Genomic DNA, 22084 nt, shown 5'->3' with positions numbered 1-22084 from the left:
GGCCGCCTGCAGTGCGCGGCGTTTCGTGATACTAAGTGCCTTTCGGACACGGCTGTATCGAGGAGCATCGCGCAATGAATCTCAAGCAGTTCGAGGCCTTCCAGGCGATCATGGCCAGCGGTTCGACGATTGCGGCGGCGGCCCGGCTGGGCCTCTCGCAGTCAGCCACCAGTCGCCTGCTGACGCAGCTTGAGGAATCGCTGGGCCTGTCGCTGTTCGTGCGGCGCAAGGGGCGCTTGCTGGCCACGCCAGACGCCGAGGAATTGCTGGCGCAGATCAATCGTGTGGTCGAAGAAGTGCAGCGCGTGCAACGCCTGGCCGATGCCCTGCGCGTCGGCGGCATCCGCAAGACCCTGATCAAGGTTGGCGTGCCGATCAGCATGGCGCAGCAGCTGATGCCGCGCGTGGTGGCGGACTTCATCGCCGAGCACGCCAATACCGTGGTCGAGATCGTTTCCGGCTCCTACGAAGCCATCGAGCGCGCGGTGCTCGACGGCTCGGCCGACATCGGCTTCGTGCGCGTGCCCAGTGCGCTGGCCGACTTCGACATCGTGCACACGCTGGTCAGCGAAGCGGTCTGCGTCCTGCCCCTCGATCACCCGCTCAGTGCCCGCGCGCAGATCACGCTCGATGATCTGCGCAAGGAACCGCTGGTCCTGCTCGGCCGCCAGCGCGCCCTGCGCACCGAGCTGGATCTGGCCTTCCGCGCCGCGCAGTTCATCCCCAAGGTGCGCATCGAAGTGCATTCGGCCGGCGCCGCCTGCGGCTTTGTCGCGGAAGGCCTCGGCATCTCCATCATCAACTCGCTGCTCGCCTCGCACTTCAGTCATCTGCCGATTGTCTGCCGGCCCTTCCGCCCGCGCATCGCCTACACCTTCGGCCTGGCTTTTCGCGCCGACCAGCCACGCGCCAAGGTGCTCGACGACTTCGCACGCCACTTCATCGGCCATCTGGCAGTGCATGAGTGAAGCCGCGTCGAGTGAATGGCGGTCTGGCGACACGCCAGCATCAAGCGCTGGCCACCGTGGCCAGTGTGCGCGCGAAAATCAGTTCTTCAGCAATCGCCGTACGCTCAACCAGGACCAGCCCCAGCGTGCTGACAGCAGTCCCCACACACCCCGTGGCGCTTTGATCATCACCAGGATGGCGGTCGCACCGAGCAGGATCTGGTACCAGGCGCCGTAGGCGGCGAACACCTCGCGCAAGGCGAAGAAGATCAGCGCGCCGAGCAGCGGACCTTCGATGCTGCCAATGCCGCCGATGACTACAATGAAGATCACGCTGGCGGTCCAGTCGCTCATGCTGAAAGCCGCACCGGGCGAGATGCGCAGCTTGTTGAGGAAGATCAGCGCGCCGATCAGGCCACTCATGCCGGCCACGGCGAGATAGACCGCGAATTTCACGCGACGGGTGTCAACGCCGAGGCCCGCAGCGGCGGTCTCGTTGTCGCGCAGCGCGGTGAGGGCCAGCCCCTGGCGTGAGCGCAGCCACAGGAACACCAGCAAGGTGCTGCCTATGGCCAGCAGCAGGGCCAGCCACCAGATGAGCTGGATTCGCTCGTCGGCCGAGGCGGCCATGGCGCGCACTGCTGTCGCGGGCAGGCTGAGACCAGAGGCGCCGCCCAGATCTTCACTGCGGGTCACCAGCAGCATCACGCTCTCGGCCAGCACCCAGGAGCCAATCGCGAACTGTGCGCCGCGCAGGCGGAACAGCAGCAAGGCCGCGGGCAGGGCGATGACGAGAGCAGCGCTGCCGGCCAGCAGGAGCGCAGGCAGCACGCCCCAGCCGAGCTTGATGACCATGGCGTACAGAACATAGGCGCCGATACCGACGAACATCTGTTGCCCGATGGACATCAATCCGGCATATCCGGCGAGCAGGTTCCACATCTGGGCGAGGGCGATGTAGTACGCAAACTCGACCGCGCGCAACAAGCTGGCGCGTTCCAGCCACCAGGGGGCGAGGCCGAGCACGATGCACAGCAGGAAGCAACAGCCGCCTGCGACGAGGCTGCGCGTGGCAGCGGAGCGATCAGGGTTCATCACTTCATTTACCTTTGGCAATCAAGCCTTGCGGGCGTAGCAGGAGCAGGATGAAAAACAGCACATGGCCTGCCAGAGTCTCCAGCACGGGGTCGAGTGCGGCGCCCACGGCCTGCGCCACACCGAGCAGCAGCGCACCGAGGAAGGTGCCCCAGATCGAACCCATGCCGCCGATGATCACCGCCTCAAAGGCGAACAGCAGGCGTGCCGGCCCGGACAGCGGGGTGAATTGCGTGCGCACTGCCATGAACACGGCGGCGACTGCGCACACCGCCATCGCTGTACCCATGGCCAAGGCATAGATGCGCTTGGGCTCGTAGCCCATGTGCGAGAGTGTGCGCGGGTCATCGGCGGCGGCGCGGAAGGCGCGCCCCAGGCGGGTACGGAAGAACAGTGCATGCAGCAGTGCCAGCAGCACGACGGCGCAGAGGAACATCAGCAGGGGCAGCCAGCCCACCGTGACGCCCGGCAGCAGATCGAGGCTCTGTACTTCGATGGCACCGGCTTGCAGTTTGCGATTGTCAGCACTGAACAGTTCGAGCAAGCTGTTCTGGATGACGATGGACAGCCCGAACGTCGTCAGCAGCGGGGGCAGCTCGCCATTGCCGATGACACGGTTCAGCAAGCCCTGTTGCAGCGCGTAGCCGAGCGCGAACATTGCCGGTACGACGAAGATGAAGCTTGTCAGCGCCGGCAGGCCGAGTGTTTCCACCACCATCAAGGCGACGAAGCAGGCCAGCACGATCAGATCACCATGGGCCAGATTGACGATGCGCAGGATGCCGAAGCTCATCGACAAACCGGCGGCGAACAAGGCATAGAGTCCTCCGGTGAGGATGCCTTGCACCACGATTCCCAACCAATCACTCATGGTGCGCTCCGAAATAGGCCTGGCTGATTTGCTCGCGTGTCAGTGCCTCAGGCGCGCCATTCAGCACGACCTGCCCCTCACGCATGCAATAGACGTGTTGTGCCGCCTGCATGGCCAGCACGATGCTTTGTTCGACCAGCACGATGGCCGTGCCTTCGCGGGTGATCGTGCCCAGTTGCTCGTAGATGCCTTTGACGACCGCGGGCGACAAGCCCAGCGAGATCTCGTCGCACATCAGCACGCGCGGGTTGGACATCAGGCCGCGGCCGATGGCGGCCATCTGCTGCTGCCCGCCGGAGAGCGAATGTGAGGGCGCGTGGCGCTTCTCCGCCAGCACCGGAAAGAGCGCGTAGATGCGCGCCAGATTCCACGGCCCGCTGCGCCCTGATGCGGCGCCGATGAGCAGGTTTTCTTCGATGCTCAGTGAAGGGAACAGGCGGCGGCCCTCAGGCACCAGGGCCAGCCCCAGCTGCGCGATGCGTGCCGGGCTCAGCCCCTGCAGTGGCGTATCGCCGAGCGCGATGCTGCCACGGCTGCGCACCAGTCCGGCAAGGCTGTCGAGCAGGCTGGATTTGCCTGCGCCGTTGGCGCCGATCAAAGCCACCACGGCGGCTTCCGGCACCTGGATGTCAACATCGAACAACACTTGCAGATCGCGATGCCATGCACATAGCCCGCGTGTTTCAAGCGCCCATGCACTCATGCTTCAAGCCCCATGTAAACGCGCTGCACTTCGGCATCGGCCATCACCGCGTCGGGTGTGCCGTCGGCCAGTTTTGCGCCGAAGTTCAACACCAGCAAGCGGTCGACGAAGGAGGTCAGCACGTGCACCACATGTTCGATCCAGATGATCGCCACGCCTTGCGCGTGAATGCTGCGGATCAGTTGCAACAAGGACTGGCATTCATCGTCGGTCAGTCCGCCAGCGATCTCATCGAGCAGCAGCAGGCGCGGTTTGGCCGCCAGCGCGCGCGCCATTTCGAGCCGCTTGCGGTCGAGCAGACGCAGCTGCCCGGCCGGTTCATTGGCGCGCGCGAGCAAACCGGTTTGTTCGAGGATCTGCGCACAGTGCGTGCGCGCTTCGCGTTCGGACATGCCGGCAGCGAAGCTGGCACCCACCAGCAGGTTCTCGAACACGCTCATGTTGTTGAAGGGCTGCGGCACCTGGTAGGAGCGGCAGATGCCGATGCGCGCGCGCTGTGTCGCCGGGCGCCGCGTAATGTCCTGCCCGTCAAAAATGATGCGGCCGGCATCAGGCGGCACGACGCCGGTGATCAGATTAAACAAGGTGCTTTTACCCGCACCGTTCGGCCCGATCACCCCGAGCGTGCGGCCGAATTCGAGCGAGAAGCTCAAATCGTCCGTCACCTTGAGCGCTCCGTAGGACTTGTGCAGTCCCTCCAGCTGCAAGCCGGCCATAACAGACTCCGTTCCGCTCAGCTCAAGGCACGCAGCTTGCCGGTCAGACCGACTGCAGGCGCAGATTCATTGGAGACAATCTCGATGTCATGCTTGAACTTGCCGCCGGATTTCCACTGCCCGGTCACCAGCGGAATCGAGGACACGTTCTTCATCGGCCCGTTGGTGAAATTGACCGCGCCAGCCAGGGTTTGCAGCTTGGTCGCCTTGATCGCATCGCGCACGGCGGCCGCTTTGAAGGGGTCGCCACTGCGCCGCAGTGCGTCGATGCCGACCTCGAACAGCGCATGAATCCAGCCCAGCGGCGGCGTCCATTGTTTCTTCGCACGCCCTTCCCAGGCTTCGGCCACTTGCGCCGAGCTGGCCCCGGTGAGGGAGGATTTGAAGGGGTGATAAGGTGACCACACCACCTCGGCGGTTACGCCATCACCGGCGGTGCCGAGGTTGTCGACCGCTTGCGGAAACACCATCGCCTTGGCCACCGTCACAATCTTCGGCTTGAAGCCCTGCTGTCGTGCCTGATTCCAGAAGGTCGTGAAATCCGGCGGATTGAGCACGCCGCTGACGATCTCCACACCGGCTTTCTTGAAGGCCGTGATCTGCGCCGTGTAGTTGTCGCTGCCGGACTGGAAGCGGCCCAGATCGACAAGTTTGTAACCCTGCTTCTGCAGGGCCGGCGGCAAACCGTGCTGCTTGTCGGCCCAGGCCTCGCCATCGGCATCATTCGGACACAGCAGACCGACCACCTTATTGGTTGGCAGCTTCTGCCACAGCGCGGTGTAGGCCGCGATGCCATCGCCCAGGCCGAAGAAGAAGTGATAGGTCCAGTCGAAACCTTTGGCCGGCGTACCACCACGGCCAAAGTACCAGGACTCCCAGGGCGAGGCCGTCGACACGCAGGGCACTTCGGCCAGCTCGCACTGATCGCTGACCGGATTGACGGTATCCGGCGTGGCCGCGCAGAGCATCAGCTGGACCTTGCTCTTGTTGATCAGGTCCATCGCCACTTCGGCGGCACGATTCGGGTTGGACTGGCTGTCCTTGACGATGATCTCGACGGCATACGTTTGATTGCCGATCTTGATGCCTGCCTTGAGCGCTTCGCGCACCTGCGCCAGGGTGAAGTTGTCGGTCTCGCCGAACGCGGCCAGCGGGCCGGTTTGCGGTGAGACGTAGCCGATGCGGATCACCTTGCTCTGCGCACTGGCCATGCGCGGCAGCGTCAGCGACAGCGCGGCGGCCGACAAGCCTTGCAAGAGCTGGCGACGATGGACGGACTTGATGGGTTTCATGCTGGCCTCGCTAATCAGGATTGGGAGCGCTCAGAAGCTGGCCTTGAGCACGATCTGCGGCACGTGGTGCGCCTTGGTGCCCGCGGTGCTGTAGCCGTTGTCGATGGCGTCGCTCTGGCGCAGGTAGTAGTCGCGCAGGCCGATGGCAAGGTGCGGGTTCAGTTCCATGAACACATCGGGTTCGATCCACACGCGTGACGGAATGCCATTGATGTTCTCGTCGCCCGTTGCGGCAGCCTTGCCACCACGGCCGATCTGGTAGCGGATGAAGGTTTGCGAGGTCCACTTGTAGCCGAACATCTGCCACGAAGTTTTCAGGTCGGCGCCGACCAGCCAGCTGTCGCGATAATCGCGACGTGTGCCGACATCGAAGCCACCCTTGCCGGCGGAGCCCGAGATGTCGGACTTTTCACGGCGCCACAGCGCCAGCTTGAAGACATCCAGCCCAGGCACATTCAGGTGCACGCGCGGGCCGTACTCGAAGGCATGGAACTTGTAGTAGCCGCCACGCTCGACGCGGGCTGACAAGCCGATGTCCTTGAGCAAGCCCTTGCCTTCTTCCAGGCCGAAGACTTTGCTGCCCAGCAGTTCCGATTCGGCGACCCAGAAATAGGTACCACTGCCATCGCCGTAAGCGAAATTGGCCGGTTTGTTCGGGCCGAACACTTCGCCGCCCAGCGCCTTGTCGCTCTTGAGGTAGTCGTAGAGGAAGGAGTTGTTGCCGAAGCGCCACGAGTCCTCATGGTGGAAGCGGAAGGTTCTCAGCTTGCTGCTTGCGGCGCCATAGCCCAGCGCCTTGTCTTCGCTGGAATCCAGCGCGTAGGCATATTGAATATTGGTGGCGACATTCTTGAAGTCGAGAGCTGCTGCCTGGGCACTATTGCCTGCCAGGGCTGCGAGCGGAGCGATGGCGCTGACCACGAGCGCGGCGGGGAGTCTGCTGGGTTGCATGTTGGGGCCTTTCTGATCGTTTTGATGGGTGCGGGATGGATCAAGCGAAACTGAGTGGCGCGGTACTCATGAACTGCCCCTCGGCGTAGAGCAGCGGCTTGCCGCTCTCCTGATAACTGATGTGACGGATGTCGCCGATGACAATGGCGTGGGTGCTGGTGACCAGGATCTGTTCCACGGCGCAGTCGAAACTCGCCTGCGCGCCGACCAGCAGCGGCGCACCGGTCGTCGCCTGGGTCCATTGCTCGCTGCCCTCGAAGGGATTGCCGCATTTGGGGTTGGCAAAGCGCTTGGCCACTTCCTCGTGTTCGGCGCCGAGTACATTGACGGCCATCACGCGGCTCTCGCAGATCATGCGGTAGCTGCGTCCGGCCAGATTGATGCAGGCCAGTACGCGCGGCGGTGCGGCAGTCAGCGAACAGACCGCTGTGGCGGTGAGCCCGCCAAGCTCTTCGCCAGCGCGCGTGGTGACCAGGTGCACTGCACCCGCCAGGCGGCGCATGGCACCGCGAAACGCGGCTTGCGCCTCTTCTGCACTGAGGTAGGACGAGGGGCCGGCGGATACGCCGGCGGTGGGCTGGGGAATCCAGGCGACATGCGCAGTCATGATGTCCTCAGGCCTTGGCGGGTAGCTGGATGCTGTCGAGAATGCCGTCGACCATGGAGGTCGAGGCGTTCCAGTCGTAGTTGCCGAAGCAGCGCATGTGCTGCACGAAGGGCGGGCCGGAATAGAACATTTCGTACTGCGTGTGACGCGAGCCGAATTCCGAACCCAGCGCGTCCCAGGCCAGCTTCATCAGCTTGACGCGACCGAGCGGCGTGGTGGCGCCGGAGCGCTGCGTCGCTTCGATCATTGCGCTCATCTCGGGGTTGGCGAAATCCTCGACCGATGAAGGCAGCATGATCACGCCACCGCCCACCAGACCACGGATCTCGTTGACGAACAGCGGGTAGAGTTCCTGCCCGATCGAGGTTGCCGAATACACACGTGAGGCCTTGGGCACATACACATCGCCACGCCGGGTCGGGTCATTGGCCAGCGAACGGAAGGCGCCTTCAACCGCCATCGCCTGCGCGGCGAGCTTGCCGAGGATGTCCTGGATCGGCGGAAAGTTGATCACCCCGGTGGTCTCGGTGACGCGGCGCGCCACACCCAGCAGGAACTGCAGCTTGACGGTCAGGCGGGCCTGGCTTTGCAGATTCATCAGTGCTTCGGCAGCGGTCTTGTGGAACAGCGAATTGACCAGGTCCGGGCGCTTGTAGATGAACACGCGTTCCCAGGGCACCTTCACATCGTCGAAGAACACCAGGGCGTCGTTCTCGTCAAAGCGCGTCGCCAGCGGGTAGTCGAATTCCGAGCTGGCGGCCGCTTCATACGAACGGCGCGACAGCGTGCGCACGCCCTTGGCGCCCATCGGGATGGCGAAGGACAGGGCGTAGTCTTCATCGCCGGGCTTGAGCGGGTTCTGCACGCCGACGAAACACTCCTGCGCCAGGGTCGCCGAGGTGCCGAGCATCTTGGCGCCGCGCACGGTGATGCCTTCGGCATCCTCATCAATGACACACAGCGAGTGGTACTTGTTGCCCTGCTCGCCAACATCCTTGGAGCGGTCGCCTTGCGGATTGACGATGGTGTAGGTCATCGCCACATCATTGTCGCGTGCCCACTCGTAATAGGCCTTGAGTGCCGCCGCGCGCTTGCTGTCGTACTCTTCGAGCACCTCGATGCCGGCCATCATGCCGACCAGGGCCGAGGGCACGTGGTCGGGCGAGCGGCCTAGCCAGCCACCGGTCTGGCGGGCGACGGCGAGGTGACCCTCGGCGCGCTTCTTGAGCAGCTCCGGCGTGGTCGGAATCTGCCATGCAAAGCTCACCTCGCGGCCATTGCCGGGCGAGCGGAAGCTCATCGTCTCGGGATTGGCGGCTTGATAATCGTAGAGGCCGGCGACCGTGCGAATCGCATTGCGGAAAGCCGGATGGTCGACGTGATTGTCCAGACGCTCGCCATTGATATAGACCGCGCGTCCATCGCGCAGACTGTTGATGTAGTCCTCACCTGTTCTGCTGGTACTCATGATCTCTCCTCGTGTCGGTGCTTCAAGCGGCTTGAACGAAGGCCTGCGCCATCGAGCCGGTGTCAAAAAAGTCGCTCAGTGCGGTCAGCTGCCGGCCATTGCTGCGCCACACCTGTACCCAGGGCACGTCAAAGACGCGGCCTGTGGCCTTGACCCGCGAGCGTTCGCGTCCCAGCACCACGACGCTGCTGCCGCCATCGATAAACTCGCTGGCCTCGAAATGTTCGATCTCCAGCGCGCTGCCGATCGTGGCGAAGAACTTGCCGATCGCTGCGCGACCGACATGCCGGCCAGCCAGCGGGATGCTCGCCGGGCCGTGGAATTCAATGACTGCATCATCAGCAAAAAGCGCCAGCGCCTCGGCAAACTGACCGCTGCCGGCCAGTGCGTGAAACTGCTTTACGATTTCAATAGACATGGTTCCGCCTGTGCCCCGTCTTGCGGGACGCTTGATTTCAAAATGAGAGAAGGTGTGCCGCTGCGTACGGCTTAGTCGAGCTTGATGCGCTGATCCCAGGGTGATTCCCGACTCCAGTTGATGCACACGCTCTGGCGCCGCATATAGCCCTTCCAGGCGTCGGATCCAGCTGTGCGCCCGCCGCCGGTTTCCTTTTCGCCGCCAAAGGCCGCGCCGACATCGGCGCCCGTGGTACCCATATTCACCTTGGCGATGCCGCAGTCGCTGCCGGCGGCGGAGAGGAACAGCTCGATATTGGAAATGTCCTGGCTGTGGATGCCCGAGGCCAGGCCCTGGACCACGCCGTTGTGCAGGTCGATGGCTTGCTCCAGCGTGTCGTACTCGACGATGTAAACGATGGGCGCAAAGGTTTCGTGCTGCACGCAGGGCCAGCTGTTGTCTGCTCCGGCGATGATGGTCGGCTCCACGTAATAGCCGGGGCGCTCGATGCGCTTGCCGCCGTAAACCACACGGCCACCCAGTGCGACCGCCTGCGCGATGGCCTCTTCGAAATGTCCGACGGCGGCTTTGTCGATCAGCGGGCCGACCACGGCGTCAGCTTCGCGTGGATCGCCAACCTTGATTTGCGCGAATGATTGCGCCAGCAATTCGGTAAAGCGCGCCGCAACGCTCTTCTGCACGATCACGCGGCGCGTGCTGGTGCAACGCTGGCCGGTGGTGCCGACGACGCCAAAGGTGATCGAGCGTGCAGCAAGTTTGAGGTCGGCGGTCTCATCGACGATGCAGCCATTGTTGCCCGAGCATTCGAGCATGTAGCGACGGCCCAGCTGCGCGCCAACGATCTGTGCCACCTTGCGGCCAACGCCGCTGGAGCCAGTGAAGGACACCAGGGCGATGCGCGGATCGCTGATCAGCAATTCCGCAACGGCATTGTCCTCGGGCAGGAACAGGGAGAACACCCCTTCCTGGCCCAGCTCTTTCATGGCGCGATTGCTCAGGTGCTGCAAGGCCAGCGCGGTCAGCGAGACCTTTGGGCTGGGCTTCCAGATCACCGTATTGCCACCGATGGCGGCCAGGAAGCCATTCTGCGCCCACACCGCAGCAGGGAAGTTGTAGGCCGAGATGATGCCGGTCACGCCCAGCGGCAACCATTGGTCATACATGCGGTGGCGTGCGCGCTGCGATTGCTGCGTGAAGCCGTACAGCATGCGCGACTGGCCAGCCGCCATGGTGGCCATGTCGATGACTTCCTTGACCTCGGCCTTGCCTTCCATCACCGACTTGCCGGTATCGATGGCGACCAGCTGACCCAGCAGCGTGTGGTGCTCCTTGACCAGTTCGCCGATGCGCATCACCAGATCGCCGCGCACCGGCGCCGGCACCATGCGCCAGCGCAGCTGGGCCGCCACGGCATTGGCCGTGATGCGTTCGAAATCTTCCGCCGTGGCGGGCGTGATGCGGGCGGTGGCTTCGCCGGTTGCCGGGTTGATGGCGGCAAAGCTGCTGGCGGCATCGAGTGCCGTCCAGGCCTCTGCGCTCCCCGCGCAGGCGCCGGAATTGAGAGCGCCCAGACCCAGCGCGCTGAGTGTTTCAAAGGTGTCGAACATCATCATTCCTTGTCTTGCTGAGAGAGAAATCCGCCAATCGATTCATCCGTATGGAATACCGGTTTGGCGTAGTAGTGCGGTCCGTCGTAGATCTCGATCAGCACGCTGCGGGCATGGGCAATCGTCGGTCCGTGCGGATGATCCTTGGGGTTCATGTAGAAGGAACCGGGCTTGAGGCGTAGCTGCGTATCGGTGTACTCGTAGTCGCCTTCCAGGCAATACATGAACTGGTTGGAGGCATGCGTGTGCTTGACCGGAATGCGCCCGCCTTGCTGGTATTCGAGCAAGGCGATGCTGGCGCCCGTCTCGGCGTTCTTCCACAGGAAGTACTGACGGAAGCCGTACTCGGGGAAGTCGATCCATTTCGCGGGGTCCAGCTCGGTGCTGTGCAAGAGCATTTCGAGCGTCGCGGGAAGCTTGCTGGTATCCATTCGTGCACCTTATGGAAAGCTGCTGGGCCGACCGGCGGCCACCCAGCGTTCGTAATCGGCACGGCTCTCGTCGGTGCCGGGGAACAGGCCGAACAGCGCACGGCCGCGCGGAATCTGGGTCTCCACATAGCGCTCGTACTGCATTTGGGCGAAGGCCGCTTCAGCGACTTCATCAGCGAGCTGCGAGGGGATGGCGACGACGCCTTCATCGTCGCCAACGATGATGTCGCCGGGGTAGATGGCGACGCCTGCGCAACCAATCGGCTTGTTGAGCTCCAGTGGATGCAGGCCAATCGGGGTTGCCGGCGGCGCGTTTTCACGCTGGTAGGCGGGCAGGCCGATGCGTGCAATGGACGGTGTGTCGCGAAAGCCGCCATCGGTCACGATGCCGCTGACGCCCCGCATCGACAGCCGCGCCACCATGATGTCGCCCGCCGAGGAGGCGCGCGTGCTGCCACCGCTATCGATCACCAGCACGCAGCCGGCCGGGCACTCTTCGATGGCACGCCGATGCGGATTGTCGTCGCGCTGGTAGTTCTGCATCGTGTCGATATCTTCACGCGCCGGGATGAAGCGCAGGGTGAAGGCCGGGCCAACCATGCGCGGCAGTCCGCTGCGCACGGCGAACAGACCGAGCAGATAGCTGTTGCGCAGACCAAAGCGCATCAACAACACATTGGCGATGGTTGAGCTGCTCGATTGCGCGAGCAGCTCACGCGTCTGCGTGCTCAGCGGCATGACATCCGGTTCGTTCATGCTGCCTCCGTCACGGTATCGGTGACGCGCACCTGCAGCTGGCCTACACCAGCTACTTCGGCCAGCATGGTGTCACCCGCCACCACCGGGCCGACGCCCTCGGGCGTGCCGGTGAAGATGAGGTCGCCCGCCTGCAGCGTGAACAAGGCCGAGAGGTCGGCAATGATCTCGGGAATCGACCAGATCAGCTTGTCCAGATTGCTGTGCTGGCAGGGCTTGCCGGCGACGCTGAGCTGGATCTCGCCGCTGTCGATGATCCCGGTGCTGGCCAGCGGCTGGATCTGGCCGATGGGCGCGCAGCGCTCGAAGCTCTTGCCGATCTCCCAGGGCTTGCCCGCCTTGCGCATCGCCTGCTGCAGATCACGCCGCGTCATGTCAATGCCTACGGCATAGCCGAAGATGTGTTCGTGTGCGTTTTCCTTGGTGATGTTGCGGCCACCGCGGCCGATGGCCACCACCAGTTCCACCTCATAGTGCAGATTACTGGTTTGCGGCGGATAGGCCAGCTCCAGCACAGCCTCCGGCGTCTCGGGCGCAAACACGGTATCGGCCGGCTTGCAGAAGAAGAAGGGCGGGTCGATGCGCGGGTCGACACCCATCTCCAGCGCGTGATCGGCATAGTTGCGGCCGACGCAGTAAACGCGGTGGATCGGGAAGCGCTGCGTGCGCCCGGCAACCGGCACACTGGTGATGTGGGCCGCGTGTGTGTAGTGCTCACTCATGCTCAGGCCTCCATCGTCTCAAGCGGGCGACCACCGTGGCCAAGCGCCGCCACGGCTTCGATCTCGACCAGCACGCCAGGTTGCAGCGAACTCACTTCAACCAGTGTCGCCACAGGAAAGCAACGCGCCATGCCGAAGAACTCCTGCCGCGCCCGCCATACCGCCTGACGCTGATCGATACGCGTCAGATACAGATTGAGCTTGACCACATCGTCCGGTGTTGCGCCGGCGGCCTGCAAGAGCTGCCCCATGCGCTGGAAGATGTTGATGGACTGGGTATATTCGTCGTCGCCCTGCACCTGGTTGTCGCGGTCGCGCGAGGTCAGGCCGGACACATAGACGGTGTCGCCTACCTTCAGGCAGTTGGACCACAAGCCGGGGGCGGGCTCACGGATGCTGGCACTGGTGATTCGTGTGATCATGTTTTAGCTTTGTCGGGGGGAAGAGGTATCAATCAAAAAAGGCTTTGTCGGGCGCCATGCCCCACTGCGTGGTCTCGTCGGCGCTGCCGGTGAACACGGTGGGCGTGTGCTGTGCATTGACGATGTCGCCATCGGTGTAATGCTCGACGCGAAAGCCTGCCGGGTCGCGCCAGTAGTCATAGATCTGGCTGCCCAGCAAATGGCGACCAACGCCGCAATCGAGCCGGTAACCACGTGCCAGCAGATAGTCATGGGCGGCCATCAGGTGGTCGATGTCCTGCAGTTCGAATGAGCAGTGGTGCACACCGATGCGCTTGGACTCCAGCACCAGCAGGCAGTGGTGATCGACGTACTCGCCACCGGCATCGACGCGCATGAAGCTGCCGACTGCATCTTCGATGCGCCCCGGCGGCGGGCCGAAGTGATCCGAGGCAATCAGCCCCAGGCGTTCGTTGAGCCAGCGCACCGCTTCGCGGTGATTGCTGACATGCAGCACCACATGCCCCAGACGCAGCGCCGGCGCTGCTTCGGCGCGCTGGCGGATGCTCGCATTGGTGCGCTGTTTGCGATGACCGGCGTTGAAACTGAAGGGCCCGCGCACGCGGCAATCCGCCGGGCGCTCGCTGCTCCACACCGCGTCGATCAGGAAGCCGTCGGGCATCTGCATGCGCACGAATTCGCCGCCCTCCTTGGTGTTGAGCGGGGCAACGGGCGCAGAACCGGGCAAGCTCGCCAGATGCTGCAGCGCGGCGCGTGAGCGCACGCTGAAACCGACACCCAGAAAACGGTTCTCATCACCCTTCACTGCTTCGTAGATGAAGGGCGCCGCCTCGGCACCACGCATGCGCAGAACCTTTGCGTCGTGTTGCACCGTGGTCAGACCGAAGTCGGTCATGAAGGCCTCGGCGCTGTCCAGATCGGCAAGCTGGTAGCGAACGTAAAGGATGTCACGGGCAACTGTCACGGCTGGGCTCTCGCTGAAATTCATGAGGCCAGTATTGCCAAAAAATTACGCAGCTTCCAATGAGATTGTTGGAAAATGAGATAACCAAATACTCATATCAGGGCATACACGTGGCGCGTCTGGACTGGTACATCCGAGCCAATCTCAAATTCCGGCACTTGCAGCTGCTCGTTGCACTCGACGACTACCGCCATCTGGGCAAGGTCGCTTCGTTGCTCAACGTGACCCAGCCAGCGCTGTCGAAAACCCTGGCCGAGCTGCAATCAGGCCTTGGCGAAAAGATCTTCCTGCGCACGGGCCGTGGCCTCAAGCCCACCGAGTACGGCAGCGTGCTGATTCGCCACGCACGCAAGATGCTGCACGACCTTGCCGAGGCGGGCGATGAACTGCACTCGGCCGCCAGTGGTGCCAGCCGCCGTCTGCGCATCGGCAGTCAGCCGGCGTCTGCCTCATGGTTGTTGCCGCACGCCATTGCCGACTACAAGCGCAAGCAGCCGCAAACCGGCGTCTTCGTGCGCGAGGCGACCATGGACCTGCTCCTCAACGAGCTACGCGTGGGCAATCTCGATGCCATCATCGGTACCCTGCCAACCCGTCGTCTGATTCCAGACCTCGCCGAAAAAGCGCTGTTCGACGACGACACCCTGCTCGTCGCCCGTTGCGGCCACCCGCTGTTCGAGCAAAGCTCGGTCGACTGGGAAGAAGTCGCCCGCTACCCCTGGGTGCTGCCTCCGTCTGATTCCCTGCTGCGCCAGCCGCTGCTGGTCGCCTTCAGCGCCCACGGTGTCGGGCCACCACTCAACTACATCGAAACGCTCTCGCTCAACGTGTCGCTCAACTACGTGCAAGCCAGCGATGCGGTCGCCACTCTGCCCGGCACGGTCGCCCGTCGCCTGCAAGCGGCCGGCACGCTGTCGATCCTGCCGCTGCGTCTGGCGCGCCTGATGCGCCCGGTCGGCATGATGTGGCTCAAGAGCAGTCCGGTCACCCATGCGCTTGAAGTCTTGCTGGAGAGTCTGGAAGAAACCAGCCGCAAGCTGTAGGCATATGGCATTTTTGGTGGGCCTTGCAAGATTGTCTTGGTGTCCGGCGGCATCCTGAATATCATCCCGTAAGGCTAGTGCCGAATGCACATGAGGACAGGATTGGTGACCGAACACATACGCACTGATGAGCAACAGCGCAGTAGCAGCCAGGGTTTGCACGACCCGGTTTTCATCACCGCGCTGCGCCGGCAGATGCTGCGCTTTGCCACGCTGCAGCTCAGCAATGCCGAGCTGGCCGAAGATGCTGTGCAGGAAGCGCTGATCGGTGCGATGAAGAATGCCGACTCCTTCGCCGGCAATGCCGCGTTCAAGACCTGGGTGTTTGCGATCCTCAAGAACAAGATTGGCGACATCCTGCGCCAGCGTCAGGCGCTGCAGGAGGCCAGCCGCCTGCTGCACAGTGATGAAGAGGAAGAAGACTTCGACGAGCTGTTCGATGCCAGGGGTCACTGGCAGCCGGACGAGCGCCCGCAGGCCTGGGGCAACCCGGAGGGTGCCATGCACACGCAGCAGTTCTGGCGCGTCTTCGAAGCCTGTCTCGACAATCTGCCCAGTCAGCAAGCGCGCTTGTTCATGATGCGCGAGTTCGTCGAAATGGACTCCCCCGAGATCTGCGCGGTGGCTGGCATCAGCGTGAGCAATCTCAATGTCAGCCTGCACCGCGCGCGCCTGCGCTTGCGCGAATGCCTGGAAAACAAATGGTTCGTGTCTGGAGATCAGGTATGTTGAACTGCCACAATGCCACCCGCCTGATGTCTGAAAAGCTTGAACGCAAGCTCAGCTTGCGCGAAGCGATCAATCTGCGCTTCCACCTCATGATGTGCAGCGGCTGCAGCAATTTCGACGCGCAGATGGGCAGCCTGCGCCAACTCAGCCGCGTGTATGCCAAAGGCAAGGGCGCGGCTGGCGCTCCGCCGCCGGACGATGGCGAAGAACCCGGCGCTTGAGGCGCCCGCTCAACGCAGGCCGTAACGCCGCGCCAGCCAGTGATCCAGTGCTACGCGCCCTGGCCCCTGGGCGATGAGGTAGAGCAGCAAGGCGGCCCAGGTTCCATGCGTGGGATACGCGCCGGGGTAGACGAAGATCTGGATCACGCAGGTCATGCCGAGCAAGGCCAGCGCTGCGAAGCGCGTGCCCAGCCCGAGCAGGATCAGCAGCGGGAAAAAATGCTCTGCGAACGCTGCGGCGTAGGCGGCAAGCTCGCTGGGGATCAGCGGCACTTTGTATTCCTCGGCAAACAGCGGAATGGTCGAGGCCGCCAGATGCGGCCAGCCGAACTGGAAACTGCCGTCCACGATGTCGATGGCCAGCCCCTCGATCTTGGTCTGGCCCGATTTCCAGAACACGGCGGCAATCGAAAAGCGCGCCAGCAGCGCGATCAGATCGGGCGGGATGCGCGCGCAGCAGGCCATTGCATAGTGCAGCAGGGCGACAGGCGAGCGTGCGCCGTCGGCAGGGCTTGGATTCATGTCGGTTCTCTTTCGCTATCGTCGGAAAAATCAAATGCGCTGATCAGCGCGGCGCCGATCAGCTGGGCGAGTGCCGCGCCAAGCTCGAAGTCCGCCTGCAGCGCGAGTGCTGACGCAGCCGCCTCACCCAGCGTGCGGCCCTGCTGCAGTGCTTCGATGAACAGCAGGCCGGCGGCATCCACCGCCATTACCTGCACCTCCAGGTCTTGCCGCCACACCAGGGCATGCTCGGCGCGGAAGGGATCTACCGACTCGATGCGGCACAGCCCTTGATGCGCAGCCCACAGCGACACCGCAGCAAACTCGCCGCGCAGGCAATGCAGCGAAGGCTGCAGCAGCAGGCGACAGGCGCCGGCGCGTTCGGCGTCTGCAAGCTCGGCGGCGATCTGAGCCGGGCTCAGGCTGGCGGCATCGGCCGCGTGGCAGGCCACCACGCGTGCATATTCAAGTTGTGCCACCTCAGCCAGATAAGGTAGCGACGCCGCCGGCGGAAAGTCGCGCACGAAGGCCGCGAAACCGGCGCCGTAGTTCACCAGCAATGGCGAGCTGGGCGGCTGCGCCTGCACGAAGCAGCGCGCCATGGCGCGAAAGAAAGGCTCGCCGACCAGCTCGGCGACGACCGGAAAAGTATCGGCCAGCGCATCGACCAGCGAGCTGACCACATTGTTGCGATACACCGCCAGACGCCGCGCCGGTACGCCGCCGTTCCAGCGTGTGAGGCCGGTCGGGCAAGGCCGTTCCGGGTCCAGCACGGCGGCAGCAAACTCCGCCTGCACGCTCGCCGCGTTCATCGTGCCACCTGCAGCAGCTGTTCGGCCTGCCTGGCTTCGTCGAGCAGCACGGCCAGCGCGGGCACATCGTTATCGCGCTCGATCAGTGTCGGCTGCGGCCCGATCATATCCAGCACATCGGCATACAAGGCCCAGACGGCTGCGTCCACCGCGCTGCCATGACTGTCGATCAGCAAGCTGCTGCCGTCTTCATCCGTATCGCGGGCAAAGCCGGCCAGATGGATCTCGCCCGTCGCTGCAAGCGGCAGCCGCGCCAGATAAGCCTTGGCGTCGCGCTGGTGATTGACGCAGGAGACGTAGACATTATTCACATCGAGTAGCAAGCCGCAGCCGGTACGCTGCACCACTTCGCTGATGAAGTCCGCCTCGTCCACACTGGAGGCGGCAAACTCTAGGTAGCTCGCCGGATTCTCCAGCAGCATGCGGCGGCCAAGCCGCTCCTGCACCCGGTCGATGTGCGTGCACACGCGCTGCAGGCTGGCGCGGTCGTACACCAGCGGCAAGAGATCATTGAAAAAGCGGCCATCGTGGGTGGACCAGGCCAGGTGTTCGGAAAAAGACTGCGGCGCATAGCGCTCCAGCAACGCCGCCAGGCGATCCAGATGCGCCTCGTCCGGCGGCGCCTCGGCGCCAATCGACAGGCCCACGCCGTGGATCGACAGCGGGTAATGCTCGCGGATGCGGCCCAGGTAATGATGAAAAGGCCCGCCCGCCACCATGTAGTTCTCGGCATGCACTTCAAAAAAGCCGATCTCCGGCAGGCTGTGCAGGATGTCGCGGAAATGCTGCGGCTTGAGGCCGATGCCCGCCCGCAAGGGGAGCATCGGCGCGCCAGCCCCCGGCGTGGCGCGATGCAGGCCTGCAATGAAATTGTCATCACGATTCATCGCGCGCTCCGGGAGTCGATCAGGCCTTTTCCTTGAAGGCTTTGAGCTGGCCAAAGCCGCTCGGCGAAGTCGGCGACGCCGTCTTCTCGCAGCTACCCGCCGGCACCAGCTTCCACGAGGCGCCCTGGTAATCCATCTTGGACGTACCTGCACAGGTCGTACCCGGCCCCGCCGCGCAATCGTTCTTGCCCTTGAGGGCGACGCCGTAGCATTTTTCGGTATCGGCAGCATTCGCCGCAGCAGGCAGGCTCAGCGCAGCACCAATCGCCAGGGCCAGCGCAGCAGCAGGAAGGGAACGGGTAAAAGTCTTGCTCATGATTGAATCTCCACAAAAAGTTAAGAAGTTGGCTCGTCTGGCAACCGCCCCGCGCCAGAATCTGCACTGCGTCATGCCGGGGCTTGCTGATTCAGTCGTAGCGAGCCGCCCGCTTCTTACAGCTGGAGTGAAATTTTTTTTGCGCGTGGTCGACGCGCCCGCCCGCTGGCGCGGAAGATCGAGCGGCGAATGCGGACATCTGCTGCAATGCTCGTCGGCGATTGACCCCCAAGGGCCTCAGCTAGGCCAGCCCCTAGCGCAACCAGTTCTCAATCACCAATCCCGGTACGCGCGCAAACTCCCGCTCCTTGTCGGTGACGAGTAGCGCATCAGCAGCCAATGCCTGTGCGGCAATCCAGGTGTCATTGGCGCCAATAGGGGTGCCATGCGCTTCAAGATGGGCGCGCACCTGGGCATAACGACGACAGGTTTCGCGCTCCGTGCCGAGCAAGGGCAAGCGTTGCGCCAACTCCGCCAAGCGTGATCAGACGTGCAATGACCTTGCCGTGACGCGTCACAGCAATCTCCTCGCCCGCCTCGACTACGGCTAGCAGGGCAGAGATCAGGCTGCACGAGAGGTGGATGGGCGGAAGCGCTTTGCGTTCCGAATTATTAATATCTAGGGTGCGCGGTCAGATGCCATGCGCAATCGCACCACGTAGCACCGAATCTCGTCGCTTTATCGATGAGCATTCATTTGGCTGGATCGCTAGCGTTTTCTTCGAGACCACCAGCCCAATCAACCGGATAAACACCGGCTTTCACCAGCCGGTGAAACGTCGAATGCGGCCAATCCGCCACACGCCGCACCCAGCCGTGTTTTACGGGGTTGAAGTGCACATAATCTATGTGCGCGCAGAAATCCGCCTCATCACGAATCCGGTGCTCCCAATATCGACGTTGCCAGATGCCCCGTTCGCCGCGCTTCTGGCGAGAAGCATTCCGTCGCTCAGTGAGCGGAATCGCTTTCGAGAAATCCATTTTGATGAGGCGCCAGCGCAAGGCGAAATCCGCATCATCCGGTGGCAGCTCGATCACGCAATGCAAATGCTCGGGCAACACAACCCATGCATGAATCACGAAAGGATGACGGCGCTTCACATCCATGACCACGCGTCGCAGCACATCAATGTGGCGCGTGAGCAAGTCATTGCCTTGCCGTTGCAGCAAATTCACCGTAAAGAAGAAAGTGCCGCCGGGGCGCCAGGCGCGCAGATAGTTGGGCATCGGGAAAGCTTGCCATTGCGAAAGATCCGGTGCAATGCCGGACGACGGACATTTTCATCAAAGCCACCGTGTAGGGTGCAATAACCGAAGGGCATTGCACCGAAAGTCATCTCCAGCATGTGAGCCCCATCCCGCCGAATTGGCAGACATATCGTGGGGACACCGGGTGCGCAGCGTGCTCAGCATTGGGTAGGATTAGCGGCGCGAAATCCGGTGCAATGCCAGGCGACGGATATTTTCATCAAAGCCACCGTGTAGGGTGCAATAACCGAAGGGCATTGCACCGAAAGTCATCTCCAGCATGTGAGCCCCATCCCGCCGAATTGGCAGACATATCGTGGGGACACCGGGTGCGCAGCGTGCTCGGCATCGGGCGGATTGGCGGCGCGAAATCCGGTGCAATGCTAGGCGACGGACATTTTCATCAAAGCCACCGCGTAGGGTGCAATAACCGAAGGGCATTGCACCGAAAGTCATCGCCAGCATGTGAGCCCCATTCCACCGAATTGGCAGACATATCATCGGGACACCGGGTGCGCAGCGTGCTCAGCATTGGGCAGGATTGGCGGCGCGAAATCCGGTGCAATGCCCTTCGGTTATTGCACCCTACGGACCTGTGCCTTTGAGCACGTTAGGGTGATTGAGCGGCAACCAGCGAATCTCATCATGCGTCAGCAGCCATACGAAGGCTGCACTAAAGACCGAATGTATGGCTGCAATCGACTCCGTGTGTCGTCATCAATGAAAAGATTGGCTTTGCAAACGGGGGCGTCCATGTATGCAATAACCGAAGGGCATTGCACCGAAAGTCATCGCCAGCATGTGAGCCCCATTCCACCGAATTGGCAGACATATCATCGGGACACCGGGTGCGCAGCGTGCTCAGCATTGGGCAGGATTGGCGGCGCGAAATCCGGTGCAATGCCCTTCGGTTATTGCACCCTACGGACCTGAAGATGACGTCCTTACTATTCACTTCCCGAAGAAAGTTCTTCTTGGTGATCTTTCGCCTCGCCTCGTCAGCCTGAATCGCTAGCCGCTGAATCACATTGATCGCGCTCGGATAGTAAAAAACCTTCGCATCGACGTCGCTGCATCCGGGAATAGCTAACTCCAGGAGCTTAAGCAGTTTTGTTTGCTGCGCATCGTAGGAGAGCGCATTCACATCAATATCAAGCAGGGACCGAAAAGCTGCAAGCTGCGGCCCAGAGAGTCCAAGCTCCTCATGAACCTTGTGCTCCTCCTTGTCCTTCGTGTAAGTGAGGAAATTCACTTTCAAGAAGTTATCGGTCAGGGGGAGCGTAAGCTTTGTCTGGCCGCTCCTGTAGTGCCCGTAGAGTCGGTATTTAATGACTTGACTGGCTGGACATCCAGCTGCATGAAAGTGCCGCAGCATGTGGATTACCGCCTCCTTGATCACGGAGTGGTTGTATTCCGTCCCCTCGTAATACTTGCATTGGACGAAGGCACTGTCATTCCCATCGTCAATATCGATATCTTCAATCCCTTCAACCGTGACGCTCGCATGCTCCGAGCCTTCCAGCAATCGCACGATTGTTTGGTCAAATTGGTAGAAATATCCCTTGATAGTCGCTGTAGCACTGCGATCAGTCATGGCAAAACCTCGGCATGCTTAAACCCCCCCCAGATACCCATAGGACGAAGTGCTAATCGTCTTCCCCTATCCCGCATCCACTTCGTCATTCGCCAGCCTCCCCCTTCTTCACCTCCGCAAACTTCCCCGCCATCGTCGGATTCCCCCGCGTCAGCCTTTTAATTGTCACATCCTGCGCCTTGTCATTCGCCAGGCGCAGATTGCGGTCGGTCCCGAGCAGGGCTTCCTTGGTTTTCTGCAGGTGGTCGATGGATTTGTCGATTTCGTCGATGGCGGTCTGGAAGCGGCGGGAGGCGATGTCGTAGTTTTTGGCGAAGGCGGATTTGAAGCTCTCCAGCTCGTTTTCGAAGTTGGTGATGTCGATGTTTTGCGCGCGCACCAGGGCGAGTTCGGATTTGTACTTGAGCGAGTTCATCGCGGCGTTGCGCAGCAGGGTGATGATGGGGATGAAGAACTGCGGGCGGATCACGTACATCTTGGGGTAGCGGTGGAAGACGTCGACGATGCCGGTGTTGTAGAGCTCGCTCTCGGGTTCGAGCAGTGAGACCAGCACGGCGTATTCGCAGCCTTTCTCGTTGCGGTCTTTGTCGAGTTCCTTGAGGAAGTCTTCGTTGCGCTGTTTGGTGGCGGTGGTGTCGCTCTCGTTCTTCATCTCGAACATGATGGAGACGATTTCGGTGTCGGCTTCGTCCTTGTCGCGGAAGATGTAGTCGCCCTTGCTGCCGCTGCGGGCGTCGTTGTCTTTCTCGAAGTAGGCGCGCGG

At 62.4% G+C, this 22084-nt stretch carries 27 protein-coding genes; 4 read left to right on the top strand and 23 right to left on the bottom strand.

Annotated features, from left to right (window positions below):
- The first annotated feature begins 74 nt into the window (after positions 1-74).
- On the top strand, positions 75-968 hold the full coding sequence (locus ABDB84_RS09045) for a LysR family transcriptional regulator (protein ID WP_345919392.1): 894 nt from the start codon (positions 75-77) through the stop codon (positions 966-968).
- Positions 969-1046: 78 nt separating this feature from the next.
- On the opposite strand, the gene ABDB84_RS09040 is transcribed toward ABDB84_RS09045, so the two are convergent.
- From ABDB84_RS09040 to ABDB84_RS08970, 15 genes are all read right to left on the bottom strand, one after another.
- A complete protein-coding gene (locus ABDB84_RS09040; RefSeq protein WP_345919391.1) occupies positions 1047-2042 on the bottom strand; it encodes a branched-chain amino acid ABC transporter permease in 996 nt (331 codons plus the stop codon).
- A gap of 4 nt (positions 2043-2046) precedes the next feature.
- Entirely contained in the window at positions 2047-2913 is an 867-nt protein-coding gene (locus tag ABDB84_RS09035; protein WP_345919390.1) for a branched-chain amino acid ABC transporter permease, read from the bottom strand.
- Positions 2906-3616 (bottom strand): ABC transporter ATP-binding protein, encoded by a 711-nt coding sequence (locus tag ABDB84_RS09030; protein ID WP_345919389.1) that lies wholly within the window; start codon positions 3614-3616, stop codon positions 2906-2908. The genes ABDB84_RS09035 and ABDB84_RS09030 overlap by 8 nt, the downstream gene beginning before the upstream one ends.
- Positions 3613-4332, bottom strand: coding sequence for an ABC transporter ATP-binding protein (locus tag ABDB84_RS09025; RefSeq protein ID WP_345919388.1), 720 nt, complete (start codon positions 4330-4332; stop codon positions 3613-3615). Before ABDB84_RS09025 ends, ABDB84_RS09030 begins: the two co-directional genes overlap by 4 nt.
- A 17-nt stretch (positions 4333-4349) precedes the next feature.
- Positions 4350-5624 carry an ABC transporter substrate-binding protein gene (locus tag ABDB84_RS09020; RefSeq protein WP_345919387.1) on the bottom strand — a complete coding sequence of 425 codons (1275 nt, stop codon included), beginning with the start codon at positions 5622-5624 and terminating at the stop codon, positions 4350-4352.
- Between the two features lie 30 nt (positions 5625-5654).
- A complete protein-coding gene (locus ABDB84_RS09015; RefSeq protein ID WP_345919386.1) occupies positions 5655-6575 on the bottom strand; it encodes a hypothetical protein in 921 nt (306 codons plus the stop codon).
- Positions 6576-6615: 40 nt separating this feature from the next.
- Entirely contained in the window at positions 6616-7182 is a 567-nt protein-coding gene (locus ABDB84_RS09010; protein WP_345919385.1) for a flavin reductase family protein, read from the bottom strand.
- 7 nt (positions 7183-7189) lie between these two features.
- Complete coding sequence (locus ABDB84_RS09005; protein ID WP_345919384.1) at positions 7190-8650, bottom strand: 4-hydroxyphenylacetate 3-hydroxylase family protein; 1461 nt, start codon at positions 8648-8650, stop codon at positions 7190-7192.
- A gap of 22 nt (positions 8651-8672) precedes the next feature.
- On the bottom strand, positions 8673-9068 hold the full coding sequence (locus tag ABDB84_RS09000) for a nuclear transport factor 2 family protein (protein ID WP_345919383.1): 396 nt from the start codon (positions 9066-9068) through the stop codon (positions 8673-8675).
- A 71-nt stretch (positions 9069-9139) separates the two neighbouring features.
- A complete protein-coding gene (locus ABDB84_RS08995; RefSeq protein ID WP_345919382.1) occupies positions 9140-10681 on the bottom strand; it encodes an aldehyde dehydrogenase family protein in 1542 nt (513 codons plus the stop codon).
- Positions 10678-11106, bottom strand: a complete 429-nt coding sequence (locus ABDB84_RS08990; RefSeq protein WP_345919381.1) for a cupin domain-containing protein — start codon at positions 11104-11106, stop codon at positions 10678-10680. Before ABDB84_RS08990 ends, ABDB84_RS08995 begins: the two co-directional genes overlap by 4 nt.
- A 9-nt stretch (positions 11107-11115) precedes the next feature.
- On the bottom strand, positions 11116-11862 hold the full coding sequence (locus tag ABDB84_RS08985; RefSeq protein ID WP_345919380.1) for a ribonuclease activity regulator RraA: 747 nt from the start codon (positions 11860-11862) through the stop codon (positions 11116-11118).
- A complete protein-coding gene (locus ABDB84_RS08980; protein WP_345919379.1) occupies positions 11859-12584 on the bottom strand; it encodes a fumarylacetoacetate hydrolase family protein in 726 nt (241 codons plus the stop codon). Before ABDB84_RS08980 ends, ABDB84_RS08985 begins: the two co-directional genes overlap by 4 nt.
- A gap of 2 nt (positions 12585-12586) precedes the next feature.
- Complete coding sequence (locus tag ABDB84_RS08975) at positions 12587-13006, bottom strand: RidA family protein (protein ID WP_345919378.1); 420 nt, start codon at positions 13004-13006, stop codon at positions 12587-12589.
- Between the two features lie 28 nt (positions 13007-13034).
- The gene (locus ABDB84_RS08970; protein WP_345919377.1) at positions 13035-13970 is read right to left on the bottom strand and encodes a VOC family protein; all 936 of its coding nucleotides are present in this window, start codon (positions 13968-13970) and stop codon (positions 13035-13037) included.
- Between the two features lie 110 nt (positions 13971-14080).
- On the opposite strand from ABDB84_RS08970, the gene ABDB84_RS08965 reads away from it, so the two are divergent.
- The 3 genes from ABDB84_RS08965 to ABDB84_RS08955 all read left to right on the top strand — a co-directional run bounded on the left by ABDB84_RS08965 (position 14081) and on the right by ABDB84_RS08955 (position 15963).
- The gene (locus ABDB84_RS08965; RefSeq protein ID WP_345919376.1) at positions 14081-15013 is read left to right on the top strand and encodes a LysR substrate-binding domain-containing protein; all 933 of its coding nucleotides are present in this window, start codon (positions 14081-14083) and stop codon (positions 15011-15013) included.
- Positions 15014-15118: 105 nt separating this feature from the next.
- Entirely contained in the window at positions 15119-15745 is a 627-nt protein-coding gene (locus ABDB84_RS08960; RefSeq protein ID WP_345919375.1) for an RNA polymerase factor sigma-70, read from the top strand.
- Positions 15739-15963: a zf-HC2 domain-containing protein gene (locus ABDB84_RS08955; RefSeq protein ID WP_345919374.1), complete on the top strand. Its 225-nt coding sequence runs from the start codon at positions 15739-15741 to the stop codon at positions 15961-15963. The genes ABDB84_RS08960 and ABDB84_RS08955 overlap by 7 nt, the downstream gene beginning before the upstream one ends.
- Before the next feature lie 9 nt (positions 15964-15972).
- Here the strand turns inward: ABDB84_RS08955 and ABDB84_RS08950 are convergent, their stop codons facing one another.
- From ABDB84_RS08950 to ABDB84_RS08915, 8 genes are all read right to left on the bottom strand, one after another.
- Positions 15973-16485 (bottom strand): DoxX family protein, encoded by a 513-nt coding sequence (locus tag ABDB84_RS08950; RefSeq protein ID WP_345919373.1) that lies wholly within the window; start codon positions 16483-16485, stop codon positions 15973-15975.
- A complete protein-coding gene (locus ABDB84_RS08945; protein ID WP_345919372.1) occupies positions 16482-17276 on the bottom strand; it encodes an HvfC/BufC N-terminal domain-containing protein in 795 nt (264 codons plus the stop codon). The genes ABDB84_RS08950 and ABDB84_RS08945 overlap by 4 nt, the downstream gene beginning before the upstream one ends.
- The gene (bufB, locus tag ABDB84_RS08940; protein ID WP_345919371.1) at positions 17273-18163 is read right to left on the bottom strand and encodes an MNIO family bufferin maturase; all 891 of its coding nucleotides are present in this window, start codon (positions 18161-18163) and stop codon (positions 17273-17275) included. Before bufB ends, ABDB84_RS08945 begins: the two co-directional genes overlap by 4 nt.
- Positions 18164-18182: 19 nt before the next feature.
- Positions 18183-18479, bottom strand: a complete 297-nt coding sequence (locus ABDB84_RS08935) for a BufA1 family periplasmic bufferin-type metallophore (RefSeq protein ID WP_345919370.1) — start codon at positions 18477-18479, stop codon at positions 18183-18185.
- A 253-nt stretch (positions 18480-18732) separates the two neighbouring features.
- Entirely contained in the window at positions 18733-18948 is a 216-nt protein-coding gene (locus ABDB84_RS08930) for a PIN domain-containing protein (protein ID WP_345919369.1), read from the bottom strand.
- Between the two features lie 224 nt (positions 18949-19172).
- On the bottom strand, positions 19173-19706 hold the full coding sequence (locus tag ABDB84_RS08925; protein WP_345919368.1) for an REP-associated tyrosine transposase: 534 nt from the start codon (positions 19704-19706) through the stop codon (positions 19173-19175).
- A gap of 694 nt (positions 19707-20400) precedes the next feature.
- Positions 20401-21321, bottom strand: a complete 921-nt coding sequence (locus ABDB84_RS08920) for a DUF4297 family anti-phage-associated protein (RefSeq protein ID WP_345919367.1) — start codon at positions 21319-21321, stop codon at positions 20401-20403.
- 85 nt (positions 21322-21406) lie between these two features.
- On the bottom strand, positions 21407-22084 hold a 678-nt coding region (locus ABDB84_RS08915), incomplete at its 5' end, for a DUF2130 domain-containing protein (RefSeq protein ID WP_345919366.1).

It is taken from the genome of Uliginosibacterium sediminicola (assembly GCF_039631295.1).
Taxonomy (GTDB): Bacteria; Pseudomonadota; Gammaproteobacteria; order Burkholderiales; family Rhodocyclaceae; genus Viridibacterium; species Viridibacterium sediminicola.
The sequence above is the reverse complement of the archived record's forward strand: the minus strand, read 5'-3'. Positions and strand labels throughout refer to the sequence as shown.